Annotated in this window: 7 protein-coding genes; 5 read left to right on the plus strand and 2 right to left on the minus strand. The window is 33.4% G+C overall.

The genetic code is table 11. The annotated features are described in order from the left end of the window. The first annotated feature begins 5 nt into the window (after positions 1 to 5). Together aroC and ACE193_RS25260 are read left to right on the plus strand one after the other, a co-directional pair. Entirely contained in the window at positions 6 to 1091 is a 1086-nt protein-coding gene (gene aroC / locus ACE193_RS25255; protein WP_375563381.1) for a chorismate synthase, read from the plus strand. A 76-nt stretch (positions 1092 to 1167) separates the two neighbouring features. Next, the gene (locus ACE193_RS25260) at positions 1168 to 3357 is read left to right on the plus strand and encodes a hypothetical protein (RefSeq protein WP_375560958.1); all 2190 of its coding nucleotides are present in this window, start codon (positions 1168 to 1170) and stop codon (positions 3355 to 3357) included. Positions 3358 to 3418: 61 nt separating this feature from the next. Here the strand turns inward: ACE193_RS25260 and rocF are convergent, their stop codons facing one another. Continuing rightward, positions 3419 to 4474, minus strand: coding sequence for an arginase (gene rocF / locus ACE193_RS25265; protein ID WP_375560959.1), 1056 nt, complete (start codon positions 4472 to 4474; stop codon positions 3419 to 3421). A 463-nt stretch (positions 4475 to 4937) separates the two neighbouring features. Between rocF and ACE193_RS25270 the strand changes: the two genes are divergently transcribed. Then, on the plus strand, positions 4938 to 10595 hold the full coding sequence (locus ACE193_RS25270; RefSeq protein WP_375560960.1) for a T9SS type A sorting domain-containing protein: 5658 nt from the start codon (positions 4938 to 4940) through the stop codon (positions 10593 to 10595). Positions 10596 to 11223: 628 nt separating this feature from the next. Here ACE193_RS25270 and ACE193_RS25275 read toward each other — a convergent pair. Beyond that, on the minus strand, positions 11224 to 11388 hold the full coding sequence (locus ACE193_RS25275; protein ID WP_375560961.1) for a hypothetical protein: 165 nt from the start codon (positions 11386 to 11388) through the stop codon (positions 11224 to 11226). A gap of 1038 nt (positions 11389 to 12426) precedes the next feature. On the opposite strand from ACE193_RS25275, the gene ACE193_RS25280 reads away from it, so the two are divergent. Then, positions 12427 to 12825, plus strand: coding sequence for a hypothetical protein (locus ACE193_RS25280; RefSeq protein WP_375560962.1), 399 nt, complete (start codon positions 12427 to 12429; stop codon positions 12823 to 12825). 16 nt (positions 12826 to 12841) lie between these two features. Further along, the gene (locus tag ACE193_RS25285) at positions 12842 to 18754 is read left to right on the plus strand and encodes an HYR domain-containing protein (RefSeq protein ID WP_375560963.1); all 5913 of its coding nucleotides are present in this window, start codon (positions 12842 to 12844) and stop codon (positions 18752 to 18754) included. Positions 18755 to 18875 lie beyond the last annotated feature (121 nt).

An 18875-nucleotide genomic window follows, 5' to 3' on the forward strand; every position in this document is an offset into this window, starting at 1 on the left:
ACAGAATTTTGAATACATTCGGACACATTTTTAGAATTACTACTTTTGGAGAATCTCATGGCGAAGGTATAGGCGTTGTCATTGACGGCTGTCCTGCTGGTTTGGAGATAGATTTGGATTTTTTGGCAAGCGAAATGAAACGCCGTAAACCAGGGCAATCCAAAATCACTACGCCACGCAAAGAAAAAGATGAATTAAAAATCTTATCAGGAATCTTTGAAGGAAAAAGCACAGGAACACCCTTAGCTATCTTTATTCCTAATCAAGACCAAAAAAGTGGTGATTATTCTCATATTGCGACAAAATTCCGTCCTTCTCATGCAGATTATACCTACCAACAAAAATACGGAAACCGAGATTATAGAGGGGGAGGCAGAAGTTCGGCAAGAGAAACGGCTGCACGAGTAGCAGCAGGAGCAGTCGCAAAATTATTCTTAAAATCAAAAGGAATTTCTATTCAAGGATATGTCTCTCAAGTGGGAAACATTACATTACAAAAAGACTATTCAGAATTAGATTTTTCTAAGTACAATAAGAATAAAGAAAATATTATTCGCTGTCCAGATGAAGAAACGGCAACGAAAATGATTGATTTAATAGAAAAAGTCAAAAATGAAGGCGATACAATCGGTGGAGTTGTTTCTTGTGTCTTAGAAAATGTTCCTGTGGGTTTGGGAGAACCTGTTTTTGATAAACTACATGCCGAATTAGGAAAAGCCATGCTAAGTATAAATGCTGTAAAAGGTTTTGAATACGGAAGTGGTTTTGAAGGCGTAAAACTCAAAGGTTCAGAGCATAACGATGAGTTTTATACAGATGAAAGTGGTAGAGTACGCACAAAAACAAATCATTCAGGAGGAATACAAGGAGGAATTAGTAATGGAGAAGATATTTATTTCAAAGTTGCTTTTAAGCCTGTCGCTACGCTTATGCAAGATCAAGAAAGTGTTGATACAGAAGGAAATAAAGTTACTGTTTCTGGAAAAGGAAGACACGATCCTTGTGTAGTTCCTAGAGCTGTTCCGATTGTAGAGGCGATGGCTGCCCTTGTAATTACTGATTTTTATTTGAGGAATGAGGTGAATAAATAAAATTAAAATCATTTTTGTTATACGAAAAAATGAAACTGGCGTTATTATTATTTCTGATTACATTTTAGTTTTCCTAATGCTTATTTCTACAAAACGAACTATTTTATTATTGCTTTTTGTTCTTATTCCTTTATTTTCATTTGGACAATTTGTAGAAGAATATAAAAGTAAAATACTGGCACAAGACCATGTAATACAAGATTATGAAAGATGGCTTAGAGATGGAAATAAATATGGATTATTTCAGTTAGCTGGATATTTAGATGATACTACTAGAGTGACTGAATATTTAGGTTATCACGTTTTACAATCTACTATTTCTGAAATTGTAAGGCGTGATTTAGAAGAAAATACTTCTTTCTTGGATAATGAATTTGAGTTTACAGATTCTACTACACAAAAACAGTTTGAAGATTTTATTTATTCAAATAGAGAACAAATTCATTTTTCAGAGCTTAGTGAAACCTTTTTAATTACACCTTTTGATGAACGAGAAATAGAATACAGACTTGAAACAATTACCCAAAATCAAGTACAAGATTTAGAAGACAAACAAACAATTTTACTTGAGGGTTCGTCATTAGAACAAAGTTGGATAAAAGAATATAATATAGATGAGTTAATCAAAAAGAAAGACCCAAAAGCTTTGCTACGAATTGCTCAACATCTTTTCCACATACGTAGTCGGTTTAATGAATATTACCATTACTTCGAAGGACATCAAGAATTATTAAAACTTCTAACACATAAAAATCTTTTCGTAAAAGATAGACAAGGGAAATATACACATAATTTTGAGCAAAATACAGATAAAGAAAAACTAACTAATCTACTTACATTTTTTGCAAAATATTATCAGAATTTTCAATGGAATGAAGAGGAAAGTTTCTTTGAGTGTAAAAATCTAAAGGTAGAAGTAACAGCCCCAGAAAGATATTTATTTGATTTAATTTATCAACATGATAACGATTCTTTAGCATTATCAGCATTTCAAAAAATCATTACCTCAGATAGTGTAGAACTTATTTTGAAATTAAATAATGAATATGGAAATAAAATTTTTACAGATAGAAATAGTAGTTTGCCTAATAATTTAGATAGTTTTATTCCGACGCTTCTTACGTTTTCTCAATACTGTAAAAATAATGAAATTGAATTTCTGCCTTCTCAAAAAGTTACTAATTACATCAATCACATTACTGATACGTTAATTTTATACAATGATTATGAAAAAATAGATAGTCTAGAAGAAATATTATTGAAAAATATTCATTTAGATGAAATAACAGCTTTAGAATTTTGGTTTTTTTCTGAGAGAAGTTATACATCATTTCAAGTAGGACGATTTTTAGATAAATTTTATTCTCAAAAATGGGATTCCTTGTTGCACTCTCCCAAACATTTAAAATTATATCTAAAAAAAATGTCTTGGTTTGAAACGACGCAAATTATAGCCTATTATTACATTACAAAATTCTATTCTGATGATAAAGAAATTCAAAAATTACTTGAAAATTTGGATACCCAACGAGATAAAGAAATAGAAAAACAGATTGAGAAAATAAAAAAAATGAATAGCACTTATAAAAAGCCTAGTTTATCAATAAATGAAATAACTTATGATTCTACTTTAAGAGTAAAACCTATTGATAATTTTGAGGAGAGATTTAAAAAAATAGTCAGAACAGAAAAAGAAGACGAGATTCAAAATGGATATATTTTAGATACACTTTTAAATAAAATAAGTTATTCTCAAATTAGTAAAGCATTAGATTTATTAAATACAGTAAAGTACAGGTATGAATTTTCAAAATATGACTTTATAAACGAATCCTTTGGTTTGGGGATAGAGAGTTTTTCGTGGGATTCTTTAGTCCGACAAGATTTTATGAAAATATATGATAGTCTTACTCGTTATGAACTTTGCGAATATTACCTAGCAAAAAATAACATTGACTATAAAATAAAAGGAACAGATTCTTTAGATTATGATAAGATTTATCAGTTGTTCAAATATGGTATTGCTTATTCTATTTCAGCAAGTGAAGAGCCAGATAGTTATCTTTATTTTATCATAAAAATACTAGAAATGAAGTTTGGAACTACACTCGGTTATTCAGAAAATCTTCAAGCTTCAGGCGAATATTACATTACTCAAATAAAGAGAAGAAAAAATAAATGGAAACTATTTTTAGAACAAAATAATTTAATAAAAGATAATACTCCTCCTTCATTTACATATTACATTACTATAATGGAAAATTGACAATGGAAAGAGAAAACAGTATCCATTGCCAACTACGAATTATCAGAAATTTTTAATTATTTTACTCTTCTTCTTCCATAATTTCTTCTGCAATGGTTCTAAAATAGCCTTCTAATTCAGCAGGATTACGAGGATGTTGTGTATTTAATTTTTGACGAGTAGAGCTTTCTCTTGATTCAGAAAGGTTATCAGTTACATATTCCAAAATATCAAAGGCTTCTTCTGCCATTGCATTTTCCCAATCTAAAGTAGGATTTACTTCTACCATTTCCCACGCACACACTTTATCATTACTTATTAAAAGTGAGTTGAGTTGTTTGGCTTGTTCTACACTAAGTCCGTTTTCAACTGGCGTTCCAGTTCCTTCTGATATTTTGGGATCAAGACTATCTACATCAAAAGAAATATAAATCAAATCACAATGAGCTAAACGTTCCAAAACCTCATTAGCAATCTGTTCTACACCTTTATTATTGACTTCTGAGGTAGGGAAATTACGAATTCCATACTTATTCATCAAAAATTCTTCTTCTTCTTCTACATCTCTAACTGAAACAAAAACAATATCTTGAGGAAGAATATTTTGTCCATTCCCTCCAATATGTTTGAGTTTTTTCCACCATTTTACGGTATCTAGGTGAGGTTCATTTTTACGAGATTCTTTGTTATCTTCCCCTGTTGCGATGGCTAAGGGCATTCCGTGAATGTTTCCAGATGGAGTGGTATAAGGTGAATGCAAATCTGCGTGTGCATCTATCCAAATTACGCCTAGTCTTTTGTCTGGATAAGCAAGTTTTATTCCTGCTATCGAACCTGCTGCTGTGGAGTGGTCACCTGCCAAAATTAAGGGAAAGTAACCATCTTCAATCGCATCTCTTACTGCTTCACAGGTTCTACGTTCTACTTTATAGACAAAATCAATGTGTTTTGCGTGTTGGTAAGGAGTAGATTCGAAAAGCGCATCGTTTTCAGTTTCTACTTCTGCAATATCAAAACGAATAAAATAATCGCTGCCTTTATCTAAGCAAGCTGTTTTGAGAGCATCTACGCCCATACTTGCACCTCGTGTTCCTGCTCCTAGCTCTGAACGTACTTCAATGAGTTTTATAAAATCCATATAATTTAAGATTGTGTGTCTTGTATTTGTGTGTTGTTTTTCAGTTTTCGTTTGATGGATTTAGTAAAAAATACTAAAACTATTTCAAAAAGTTGAAATATAAGAAATTCAAATTCAAGATGCTATTTCTGTATTCTATTTTATAGTTTAAATGAAGGTAAAAACGACCCATTTTTTTCATTTTGCAAAAGTAATCAAAATACTTGAAGAAGAGGTTTATAAAACATGATTTCTCAAAAAAATAAGGTTGTATTTTTAATTCTTCAAAAAGATAAAAACTTTTATTTTTTTCTAATCATTCTTACTTGCTTTAAAAAATAAAAACGTATCTTTGCACTTGCAAATCCCCTCTAATACTATTTATATTCTATTTTAAACAGAATTATTCAGCGTTACAAACTTCCATTTCAATCCCCAAAATGGCAATTTATAACTTTCTATAATTTGTAATTGAATTTCTTTGATGACAAAATCATATTCTAATTTACGCAGCCTACTCTTTGTTTGTGCTGTTTTTTTATTGAGTAGTTTTTACTCTTTTTCTGCTTTTGGGCAGTGTAATTCGGTTGTAGCTGATCAGACTTTTAATTCTGTTGATTCAGGCTTTGGGCAAGGACAAGGAACTTATCCATACGATTTGAATAGAGGAAATCCTTTTCTTCATGCAGCAGCATTACAAAATGATGATCGTCTTCTATTTCCAACTCCTTCTTACAATAGAGTACCCACTAAGCCATTAATAAGAACAAATAGTGATGGTTCTTTAGATAATACATTCGATTATCAAGATAACTATGGTATCAACTCTTATGATATTGCTACCGTCGAACTTCAAGATGATGGTAAAATTTTGGTAGGTTACAGTACACCTAACAATGTATATAATTTTTATCATCGTATTGCTCGCTTTAATATTGATGGGAGTGTGGATAGTAGCTTTACTCTAGAAAGAGTATATGGGACTAATATATCTGTTCCTTCAATATATCAGATAAAGTATTTGCCTAATGGTAAAATACTTATTGGAGGAGTATTTTCAGCTTATGGCAATGATAGTCGTAACGGAATAGCTCTCTTAAACTCTGATGGTTCGCTTGACTCAAGTTTTAATCATGGCATACCCCTGAGTAAACAATTTCGGAGATTTGAAGTACAGCAAGATGGTAAGATAATAATAGCAGTTGGACAAAATAATTTTAGTAGTAGTGATCAAGTATACAGGTTAGAAAGTGATGGTAGCATTGACAATACCTTTTCAGCTCCATATAGTCATTATGAAGTATATAAAATAAAATCATTGAGTAATTCACAAATCATGATTGGAGGGTATAAGACTATAGTTAATAATGGAAGAACAGCTAGTTTGACTCGATTAAACAATGATGGAAGTATTGATACAAGTTTTGATACTGGGACAGGTTTTGAAGGAAGTGCTCTTGTTAGTAATGGAATAAGCGATATTTTGGAATTGCCCTCAGGAAACACTTTAGTAGTAGGTATGTTTAGAAAATATAATGGTGTAGATGTTTCAGGAGGTTTTGCTGATAGATATAGTAATATAATAAAACTAAATACTGATGGCACATTAGATAGCTCTTTTGATGGAGGAGGAAATATGCTAAGTTTTATAAGAATGCGAAGTGATGGCAAGTTTCTTTCAGGAATAGGGCTTAAAGAGTACAAAAGAAAGACAGTCAGCGCAGTAGTATTATTAAATAACGATGGAAGTTTGAACTTGGATTACAATCGTGGAACTGGTGCAACCATGGGAAGTGTACGGAAGGTAGAATATCAAGGTAATGATAAAATTATTATTGCAGGTGATTTTGGAGTATATAATGGAGTACCTACTAAATCTATTGCACGTCTAAATCTGAATGGATCATTAGATCAAAGTTTTGCGCTTTTTGAAGGAGTCTGTGACGGAGTTAGGAGAATAGATGATGTTTTGGTACTAAACGATAACAAAATATTTGTAGTAGGTTATTTTGAAAATGCTTGCACTTCTCCTACTATTTCTAAGTTTCTTAAGCTAAATTCTGATGGTTCAATAGATCAAACTTATACTCCAATACAGTATAATTCTAGTTCCTATCCAACAGATTTGGACATGCAAAGCAATGGAAAATTAATTATTGGAGGAAGTGGTCAGTATCATGGTATATTGAGGCTAAATACAGATGGCACATTAGATATGCAATTCTTCAACAATAACTATGGAGGAGGTACCAATATTAATATAAAACATAGTCTAGTTCAGTCAGATGATAAAATTGTTATAATAGGTAATTTCAACGAATTTAATTCCTTGCCCTTTACTAACCTTCTTCGTCTTAATGCAGATGGAAGTATAGATAATAGTTTTTTAGACATTCCTCAGATATACAACAACATATATATGGGAGCATTACAATCAGATGATAAGATTATCACTGCTTTGAACACCCCAGTAGGTTTAGCTAGATTGAATGCAGATGGTAGTATAGATAATACCTTCGATCCAGGCTTAGGTTTTGAAACAAATACTTATGCTAATACACAAATATTCTCCATGAAATGTCTAGATGATGGAAAGATTATTCTTAGTGGTAATTTTACCAAATATAATGGAATAACAGTAGGTAAAACTATTCGTCTAAATAGTAATGGTTCTTTAGATACTTCTTTTGATGGAGATGGTAGTATAGAGAGTAGAATTGTTGATATCTTACAAACAGATGTAGAAGAATATATAGTTGTAGGTTATTTTGGGGAAATAGAAGGAATAGGAAAAAATAGTGTAGCTAAAATAAAAAATATAAGTAGCTATACCATAAACAATACTACTCCTCCAAATCAGCAGCATGGAGTTTGTGCAAATACTACAACTACTTTACAAATGACACAACAAGGAGTTGTGTATTGGTATAATTCGCCTACAAGTACTACTCCTATTCATACAGGAGATAGTTTTACTACACCAACTTTGACAGCAGATTCTACTTATTTCTACGCATTAGATTCTATTGTAGGTTGTGGTAGTAGTAATAGATTGGAAGTTTTAGTTACTACTTTACAAACATTGAATGCAGTAAGTCAAATAAATTATACGACTTATTTAGATAATACTGGAAATATAGAAGTAGATGCAACTTTATTAGATAGTATAAGTTCGGCAGGTTGTGGAAATACGATTGATTCTTATCTTTTTGATGATACAGGATTAGCTACTCGTTCTTTTTCGTGTGCTGATACAAATGTAGTTCATAATGTAGTTTTGAGAGTTACAGATAGTAATGGAAATGTAGAAACTTCTCCTACAATTATTCAGGTAAAAGATACTATTCGTCCAGTTGTTTCTGTCAGAACACTTCCAGTACTTTTTAATGTATCTAATCAAGCTACTATTTCAGCTAGAGATTTTATTACTTCTTTGAGTGATAATTGTACAGATTCGGTAGATATAAATGTAGTTTTTAACGATACAGGACTGGAAACTAAAATATTTGATTGTGGAAACAGTTCAGTAAGAAGTTTAAACTTACAGATTACAGACCGATCAGGAAACCAAGTTATTCAACCTGTAATTATTAATCCTTCTGCTACAAACCATGATTTTAATGTAAATATAATTGCGAATACTTTCCGTCCTGCAATAGCTTCAAATATTACAGTTTTTGCAAATAATTATTCTTGTGCTCCAAAGTCTGGGGAATTGAAAGTTACTTTGCCTAATGATATAACTTATAATTCGGCTTCTATTGCACCAGATAGAATTGTAGGAAGTAACTTGTTTTGGAATGTTACTGATTTGAATTATGATAGAAACTTTGTAGTTAGAGTTTCTGTAACTCCAGATATTAGCTTAAATATTGGCGATGAGGTTTGTTTTTCAGGACATATTACTCCTGAAGTGAATGACCTTACTCGTTTGAATAACCTAAAACAATACTGCTTCCCAATCGTAAACTCTTATGACCCGAACGACAAACAAGTCTATCCACAAGGAATTTGTGATGAGAAATTTACGAAGCGTTCAGATTTGCCATTGACTTATACAATTCGTTTCCAAAATACAGGAAATGCTCCTGCTATTGATGTAAATATTGTAGATTCATTGAGTAATTTATTAAATCGTCGTTCTTTGCGTGTTGTGGGAAGTAGTCATGCAATGACAGTCGATACAACAGCAAATAATAATGTTATAAACTTTGTCTTTAATAATATCAATTTGCCTGATAGCACAACTAGTCCAGAGCTAAGTCAAGGATATGTTATTTTTGAGCTTGATGAAATTGCAGCACATACAGATACGTCAAGAATTGAAAATAAATCGTATATTTATTTTGATACAAACGCTCCAATTATCACAAATACAGTCAAAAATACGATTGTTGATGTGTTACCTCAATGTAATCCTACAACTCCAAATCCTCCGATTGCAGATTGTACATTACCAACTAATTTGAGTACAGAAATTCTGACTTCTACTAGAGTAAAATTATCGTGGACAACACCTTCAAATACAAATGCAGTTAATTATGAAGTGTTGAGAAATGGACAGCGACTTGCCACTATTCCAGCTTCGAATTTGTCTTATGTTGATTCAACATTGACAGCAAATACACAGTATAATTATTCTATAAAAGCTATTTGTGGAAATAATACAGCGACTTCAAATTCGGTTCAAGTTCGTACTCTTCCTGCTACTCCAACTTTGCTTTCTGTTATTGCAGCTTGTAAAGGAGAACGAGGAACAATCAATGTACAAAGTGCAGGTGCAACTTATAGAGTTTATGATTCTGAAACAGCATCTACACCACTTTTTGAAACTAATAATGCAAGTATCGAAACGCCTGTTTTGAATGACAGTACAACTTTTTATATTTCTGTTGTGATTAATGGACAAGAAAGTCAGCGTTTAGAAGCAGTTGTTCCAATCAAAGAAGTTTTTGAAGCAACCATCGAACAAGGAACTTTACTTGAAAGCTGTGCAACTGAATTTGTATTATCAGCTCAAGAAGTAGAGGGAGCAACTTACACATGGTTTAGAGAAAATGTTCAAGTAGGTACAGAAAGAACATTAACCACAACTTTCGAAGCTCGTTATAAAGTTAGAGTAATTAAAAATGATTGCTCTGATGAATCTGAGTTTACGACTACTCGCTTTGTGGATGCTCCAACAGCAAGAATTGAACAAGGAAACTCTGTTTCTTTCTGTGGAAGTGGAACATTGAATGCACAAGATACAAGCGCAAATGTAGTTTATGAATGGACTTTGAATGGTTCTAATGTAGGAAATGGCACAAGTATTTCAGTTTCAGAATCTGGAACTTATACCTTGAAAGCTAGTCAGCCTTCGTGTGCAGATAGCGTAACTATTGCTGTTACAATTACAACTGCACCAACAAATGTTGAGCTTACGGCAAGTAAAACAGCGATTTGTACAAGCGAAGAAACTCTGCTTTCAGCAACAACTGGTACAAGTTTTACTTACAAATGGTTTAGAAATAATACCGTTATTTCAAATACTTCTGCAAGTCTTTCTACTTCCGAAATAGGAACGTATAAAGTAGAAATAACGACAGCAGAGGGTTGTAAAGTAGAAACGAGCGAAGTAGAAATTACTCGTTTGCAAGTCAATCCAGCTATCATCAGAATCAATACAGAAAATGGCAAAGATAAAACGATTGATGTATCTTCTCAAGATGCGATTGATTCTGTAATGTGGTTTAAAGATGGTGTTGCAATTCCTTCTTTTGCAAATCAAATTCTGATTACACCAACCGAAACAGGAAATTACAAAGCACAAGTAGTTTATGAAACAGGTTGTAGTTTTGAAACAGCAGAAAAAACATTTACTGTGGATGGTATAACGGGAATTGAAGAAGAGTCTACAAAAATCTTCACAATTTATCCAAATCCAAATAATGGTTCTTTCAAAGTAGAATTTGCAACAACGACAAACCAAAAAACTAACCTTGTGTTGGTAGATGGATTAGGTAGAATTATTCATAGTCAAGAAATTGCTATGAATGAAAAAACACTTTCTATTACTCTTCCAAAAATAAGTGCAGGTGTTTATGTGGTTCAGATTATTTCGGAAGGAAAAGTCTATACAAAACAGCTTGTTATTCAGTAATGCAATCTATTTAGTAAGTCAAATGGCATGCTTTTGACATTCATAATGTGAAAATAAATCAAAAAAGAGGCTGTCCGAAAAGTAGGGATAGCCTTTTTTTATTATTAAAAGTTATCACTGTTAATTTTTTATGTATCTATATTGTCCTCTCATGTTGCGTAATACGACTGCAATTCTAAACATCTTTTTTCTGACTTTAAAAGTTTTGATCCTAACTTTGTTTTGTATAATCTCCAATCGTTTTACACCTGCAAATGCATGTTCTACTGTCACTCTCAATGTTGTCAACTTAAGAGCTTTTCGAATTGCTCATAAGGACACGAGCAATGGTAAAGTGAATTCTTCTTCGAAGAGTTGATCGTTTTGCGAAATAAAATTTTGTCTTTAGACAAAAAATATACCTGTTGCTCGTGTCCCCACGAGCTACCTAAAACAAAAAATCCTTAAGTTGAGAGCATTGACTGTCACTCTTAAAGAAGTAAGTTCTTTGTTTACTTTCTTCTTATGTGACCCTAACTCTTCTTTAAATGGTAATAAGTAACTGAGCAAAATAAAACAGATCTAAAAAAGAATTAGAAAATGGAAATTTAAACTGTCAAGACACCTTTGAGGTGTCAGACAGATTTTGTTAACCTATAAATAATTTTGCCCAGTTACTTATAGCATTTTCATAGTCTTTATCTATCCCTAAAAAAGCTAAATCTGCTAAGAGCATAATGCCTCCATCTATCTCTATTTGTCCATCATCACAAATAGTTTTATATGAATTAAAGCAATAGATAGGAAAAGCCATTCTTCATTTAGGAGGTTTTTTAATAAAAAAGGTACTTTGTATTTATTTAGTGAGTAAGTTTTTTAAAAAAAAGTTTGTATTTATGAGAAAAAAGATAAAAAAGGCTTACCTTTGTGCTGTCAAATAAAAGTAAGTAAATATAAAACCTACATTTCCTTTAAAAAATTATATAATTTGATTCCTTTCTTTAAAAGAATATAATTATTGAATTTTTACTAAACATTATGAATTTATTCTCTAGCTTTCGATTCTTTAATACTAAAAGACTACTATTTCTTATTGTTACTTTTTCCATTACTTCTCTTAGTCAAGCTCAATGTATAATGCTTCAATAATATCTTATACAGAGGGTTTTAATAATGAGCTTGTTTAAGAATAGGCTTTGTGCATTTATTTGTTAGTGTTGTTATGCTAAAACATCAATAAAAGCTGTAGTTTTTCATTCTTATAATAACAAGTGGTTGGACACAATCAACTACTGATGACTTTAATTGGAGATTTGAGAGTAACCAAACTTGCTCTACTAATACAGAACCAAATGCACCATTTGAGGAAAATCATTATTACTACACGGAGTCTTTAGCTCTAACAATCCATCTAAGAGAACTGCTATTATTACTCCTTGTTTTAACTTAACAGGTTTGACTACACTAGGATTTATTTTTTATTACCATATGTTAAAATATACCTATATAAGTATTCAAATTATTTTCACTGCTAAATTACTATTATAATTAAAATTTTGTGCTTTAATATTATTTATCAATTATTATTTTATTCACTAACTTTTATTTGTATTTATGAAATGTTTGCAACTTTAAAAAATGTAGTGTACTACTAACGTTCTTGTTAGAGATAAATAAGAACCATACTGATGCCTCAAGTAGAATCAATCTAATAAAGCAAAAGTTCTTTGGTTTCTATTTTAGATAGAAATAGTACATTAGACATAACCTTTGTAATAATTTTTAACTGACTAGCTCTTTTAATATCAATCTTATAATGAAAAAAACATTAGCTTGTAGCATACTGCTACTTTTGACCTTCATTGCCCAAACCCATGCCCAAGAGTTGGGCTGGAAACTTCTCAAAGAAGTAGAAGGTATCCGTGTAGAGTATCAAGTACGTGACTACACACCCAATAACTCTCAGTATTATGTACTTCGTGTAAAAAATACTAATTCCCATGATGTAGCTATTAACTGGGATTATCGTCTCAGTTACAGTAATGGACAAGAGGTTTACAATCCCAAGAGTGGAGAACATCATGTAGGGCTTACACTCAAAGCAGGACAGAGCATTGAGGGAAATCTTCCAAGTACAGAGGAAGAAAACCTTCTTACACTTCATTATCGCTTCACAGGACAGCGTGGTAAAATTGTTCCTACTGTTTTAACAGACATTAAGCTTGAACTCTTTAAAATTTTCACTCTCTAAAAATACTTTTACAAATATGTATTACTCTACAAATAAGCTGTTTACATTTCTTACTAGCTTTATTCTACTTTGGTGTAATATTGCTATACAAGAAGCATACGCACAATGTTACGCACAAATCACTTCCAGAACTCCTACAGGTACAGTTTGTCCCAATGAGGCTCTTACTTTTGTAGGTACAGGCCAAGGTGTGGCTACAGCTTTTGACTTCAATGGTGCTACCTTCCCTACAGGTTGGGTAGCATCTGCTTTTACACTTGGTCAGCCTTGCTTTAATCCAGCACCTGATGGCACAAACTACTTTTGGTCTGCTGCAGGTGGAGCTGGAGTTCCTCGTTTTGTACAGACGAGTGCTATAGATGCATCTGCAGGCGGAAGCCTGATTTTTGAGATGGACTTTGGAAGAGATGACCCTCAACCAGGCTGTGAAGAAGTGGATGCTAATGAAGGAGTCTTTCTACAATACTCTATTGATGCAGGAACTAACTGGGTAGATATTCAATATTTTGATCCTATAGACCCTTCTGGTGGAGCAATAGGCTACGAATGGATACTACAGAATATTCCAATTCCTCCTGCTGCATATACAGTTTCTACAATGTTTCGTTGGATACAACCGAATCACTCAGGAACAGGTTATGATAACTGGGGATTGGATAATATTTCAGCCAACCAAACTGTTCCTGTGATTGCTCATTCATGGAACTTTGGTGATGGAAGCCCTTTAGATACAAGTGGAGGAACAGTTTCACATGCCTACACTACAACTGGTGTTTATACAGTAACTTATACTGCCACAGTATTAGGTGGATGTACTAATTCTACTACAACTACAGTTGTGGTGGAAAACCCAACTCTTATAGCACCAGCAGATATAACCAATATAGCTACTACATCTGGTTGTGCTGCAGCACTTAGTAGTGTTACTTTAGGTACACCTACGACTACAGCTACTTGTACTATTGTTAGCTTGACTAATGATGCTCCAGATCCACTGCCTATTGGAGCAACAGTAATTACTTGGACTGCTGTATTTTCTAATGGATATATTGCAACAGCAACACAAACTGTCACAGTCATTGATACGGAAGCACCTGTAATTTCAGGATGTGCTTTAGGAACAATAACTGGTACGACAGCAGTAGGAGCTACAACCTGTGAGGCTTCTGTAAGTTGGACAGAACCTACAGCTACAGATAATTGTAGTACACCCACAGTAGTGCGTTCACATAGTCCAGGTGATCTTTTTAGTGTAGGAACTACTAGAGTAACATACACTTTTACAGATGCAGCTCTAAATTCTACGTCTTGTTATTTTGATGTTGTTGTTACTGATAATGTAGCTCCTGTTATTACAAACTGCCCATCTGATATTTCAGTAGATAATGACAGTGGTGTATGTGGAGCTATTATAAACTGGACAGCATTAAGAGCAACTGATAATTGTGAGGGTGTAATTATACCACCACTTAGCTTTACTAATGCAGGTGCTACAGGCAAATCAGGTCCAACACAAGCTCAGCTTGATGCTGCTTATACAGGTGACTATCTAGATGGAATAGTAACTTTAGTTGGAGGTATTCAAGAGTTTGTTGTACCTACAACAGGTGTATATTTGATTAATGCTGTTGGGGCAGCTGGAGGGAAACAAAGATATGCTCCTGGTTTTCTTGGTGGAAAGGGTGCTCAGGTTGAGGGAGAATTTAATTTAACAGCAGGTGATGTCATACGCATTCTTGTCGGTCAAAAAGGAGAAGATACTCGTGCAATGAATCAAGATAATGCTTCACCTGGTGGTGGGGGTGGTAGCTTTATTTGGAACGTTACTACAGGAGAACTACTTGTTGCTGCTGGTGGTGGTGGTGGTGGTGGACGCCAAACTCATGCTGGGGCAAACGCTAACTTAACAACTCAAGGGAATCAATCTGCTGACTTATTAGGTAATGGAGGAACATTAGGAAATGGAGGAACAAATAATGTTGGAGGTAATAGTTATTGGGCTGGAGCTGGTGCAGGTTGGTTCACTGATGGAACAGGAGGAAACAACGGAACTAATTATGACTTTAATACAGGTTTTCAAGGTGCTCAAGGTGGACGTCGTCCTCTAAATGGAGGACTTGGAGGTGTTCGTTGGATTGATACAGGAGGTGATGAAGGTGGCGATGGTGGTTTTGGCGGTGGCGGCGGTGGCGGCTCTGATAACATGGGTGCAGGTGGTGGTGGTGGCTACTCTGGTGGTGGTGGTGCTAGAGACTACTCCTTCAATTATGCAGGTGGTGGTGGTGGGTCTTTTGTTAGTCCAACAGCTATTTCAAACAACCTAGTAGGTGCTACAAACACAGGACATGGGCAGGTAAATATCAATTTAATTAATGGAGGTGGGGCAATAGTTGCACAGACTGACTTAACAGGTTTCTCTTCTGGCTCAACCTTCCCTATAGGTACTACGACTATAGAATATACTGCAACGGATGCAGCAGGTAATACAAGTGCCTGTTCTTTTGATGTAACAGTAAATGATACACAAGCTCCTACAGTAGTTTGTCAGAGCCTAACTATTCAACTAGATGCAACAAATAATGCAAGTATCACAGCATCACAAATAGACAATGGAAGCATAGATAATTGTAGTATCGCATCAATTTCTGTAAGTCCAAGTAGTTTTACTTGTGCAAATGTGGGTACGAATAATGTAATTCTGACTGTTACTGATGCTAGTGGAAATACATCTACTTGTACAGCAACAGTTATAGTAGAAGATAATCAACTTCCAGCTCTGACAGCACAAGCAGATTTTACAAGAAATACTGATACAGGAGTTTGTAGTTTTACCAATACAGATATTCCAAATGGACTGGCTGCTGATAACTGTTCTATCGCTTCTTATCAGTATGTTCTGACAGGCGCAACAACAGGAACAGTTACCACTTTAGTAAATCAAATATTTAATGTTGGAGTTACGACGGTTACTTGGACAGCAACTGATGCAAGTGGAAATATTTCTTTAAGTGATGAATTTACAGTTACAGTAAACGAAACACAACTTCCAATACTAACAGCACAAGCAGACTTTACAAGAAATGCTGATGCAGGAGTTTGTAGTTTCACAAACACTGATATTCCAAATGGAGTAGCTTCTGACAACTGTTCTGTAACTTCTTATTCGTATGTCTTGACAGGTGTAACCACAGGAACCGTAACTACACTTACAAATCAAGTATTCAATGTTGGAACTACAACAATTACTTGGACAGCAACTGATGTAAATGGAAATGTTTCTTTAAGTGATGAGTTTATAGTTACAGTAAGTGATGCACAACTTCCAACGCTAACAGCTCAAGCAGATTTTACAAGAAATACAGATAATGGAAATTGCAGTTTTGTTAATATAGACATTCCAAATGGAGTAGCTTCTGACAACTGTTCTGTAACTTCTTATTCTTATGTCTTGACAGGTGTAACCACAGGAACCGTAACTACACTTACAAATCAAGTATTCAATGTTGGAACTACAACAATTACTTGGACAGCAACTGATGTAAATGGAAATGTTTCTTTAAGTGATGAGTTTACAGTTGTTGTTTTGGATAATCAATTACCAATCGTTACTTGTCCTGCTGATATTATAGCTGCAAATACAGGTAATTGTAGTAGTATTGTAACTTACAACCTTCCAACAGCAACAGATAATTGTGGTATTGCTTCTATAGTTCAAACAGCAGGATTACCATCTGGTAGCTCATTCCCTGCTAACACAATAACAAACACATTTGAAATAACAGATGTGAATGGAAATAGTACAACTTGTTCATTTGATGTTACTACAAATCAAGTTAATGAATTGCTTTATTCTGGAAGTACCTTTACAGAAGTGTCTTATGCTCCTAATTCTGGTATAATAGAGAATGTAATTACTATTGAGAGTTCTTCTTGTACTTCTTTTTCTGGTTTGGCTGGAGAAGATTATGTAACAACAGGAAAAGTAAATGTTTCTAATATCCCTAATGGTCTTAGAGCTTCAATAATAAAAGTATCAGATACACAACTTCGCTTTTCATTGCAAGGAGCTGCAAATCCAAATACACGAGCAGAGAGTATAAGTAATTTATCTGTTGCTTTTAATAATAATGCTTTTAATGGAGTTGTAGCAACTGATGTGAACAATTCTGTTCGTACAGACCTAAAAGTTATTTTTAAAAATCATTCTTCATTATATTTATGGGCAATTGGTCTTTCTACTTCAGAGGTAAAATTATATTGGGATGACCATACAGGCTATGATGGTTTTCATTTGTATAGAGGAAGTACTAGAATTGCTGTTCTGCCAGATACAGCAACTTACTATATAGATGAAAATTTGAATCCTGATACCTTTTATCAATATCATATATTTGGACTTGTAAATGGAACAGAAATGGAAATCTCTAGAACAAATGAATGGACATATCCTCTTGCTCCAATATTAATTTCTGTAAATACTGTTTGTGAAAGTGGAAAACCACAGGTTACATTGAATAGTAGTGCATTTTTCTATAATGTATATGCAGACTCTACAAGTGGGACGATACTTATGACAAGTAATGGAGATGAGACTTTTTTACTTCCTTTTATCAATCAAACTACTACTTTTTATGTAAGCGTAATTGGTAAAGATCCTCATACCTTAAAAGAAAGTGCTAGAACACCTGTAAAAGTAGAGCCACAAATAGGATTTGATGCTCTTATTGAAGGAGAAAATATTCAAGTGAGTTGTGAAAATACTCTAGAATTAACAGCTCAAGCAATACAAGGAGCTACTTATACGTGGTATTTGAATGGATATAATTTGGGCATACATGCACAAAATATGACTGCAAATCATTCAGGCGATTATCAAGTCCGAATTCAAAAAGGTATTTGTAGTTTTATTTCTGAAAAGGTAATGGTCAAATTAAATCAAAATCCAGTTGCTAAAACTCAAGAACCAAATGGTGCAATATTCTGTCAAAATGGAACAATAAATGCCATTTCAGCAGGACAAAATGTAAGCTATGAATGGATGTTGAATAATGTGGTCATTGGAAATGACCAAAGCCAAGAAGTTACACAATCTGGAATTTATACACTTCAAGTAACAACTCAAAACGGTTGTCAAGCAAGTACAAGTATTGAAATAGGTGTTACAGATATTACTCAAAATCCTATTTTGGAAGCATCTGAAACTACAATTTGTCCGAATGCTGAAACGATAATTTCTATTCAGAATCCTCAAGATAATGTGGTTTATCAGTGGTATAGAAATGGAAAAAAAGTTTTGAATGAAACAGGAAATTCTATTTCTACTTCTATAAAAGGAAAGTATCAAGTACGTACAATTTCTACTGAAAATACGATTTGTCATTCAGTGTCAAATGAGATAGAAATTAATCATTTTGAGATTCTACCTATTTATTTGAGAATAAGTGAAGACAAAAATTCACTTTTCTTAGAAGATATAAGTGGCTCTCAAGCTGAAATTGTGAGTGTAGAATGGTATTTTGATGGAGAAGTAAAAACTGATTTGGGAACAAGTAATGAAATTACACCAACAGAAGATGGTTATTATTCTGTCAAAATAACCAATCAAAATGGTTGTCTAATTCAGACTAGAACAGTTTATTTTTCTGTTCCAGAAACTACAATTACAGGAGAAGAAGTAATAACAAGTGATGTATTCAAAATTTATCCAAATCCAAGTGAAGGAATTTTCAATGTACAATTCCCAGCAGCATTAAAAGAGAATATGCAAATTTCTGTTTTTGATGCAACAGGTAAAGTCATCAAAACACAAACTTTTGAAAAAGGTAATCAAACCTTTACTCTTGATATAGCAGAATTTGCAAAAGGCATTTACTTGATTCGTTTCACTCAAGATAAAGCCACATACTCTAAATCCATCATTTTAGAGTAAGAAAAATAAGATTAAAACAGATTAACAAAACCCCTTCATTCTTTGAGTGAAGGGGTTTTTTATGATTTTGTCACATTATTTTGCAGTCTATCACAATTATACTACAGTTTACGACATTTTT

The organism is Bernardetia aquimarina (assembly GCF_042180575.1).
GTDB lineage: Bacteria > Bacteroidota > Bacteroidia > Cytophagales > Bernardetiaceae > Bernardetia.

Excerpts from the sequence above, each read along its gene's own strand:
- rocF (WP_375560959.1), bottom strand. The coding sequence starts at position 4,474 with ATGGATTTTATAAAACTCATTGAAGTACGTTCAGAGCTAGGAGCAGGA.
- ACE193_RS25260 (WP_375560958.1), top strand. The coding sequence starts at position 1,168 with ATGCTTATTTCTACAAAACGAACTATTTTATTATTGCTTTTTGTTCTT.
- ACE193_RS25285 (WP_375560963.1), top strand. The coding sequence starts at position 12,842 with ATGTATTACTCTACAAATAAGCTGTTTACATTTCTTACTAGCTTTATT.
- ACE193_RS25275 (WP_375560961.1), bottom strand. The coding sequence starts at position 11,388 with ATGGCTTTTCCTATCTATTGCTTTAATTCATATAAAACTATTTGTGAT.
- ACE193_RS25270 (WP_375560960.1), top strand. The coding sequence starts at position 4,938 with ATGACAAAATCATATTCTAATTTACGCAGCCTACTCTTTGTTTGTGCT.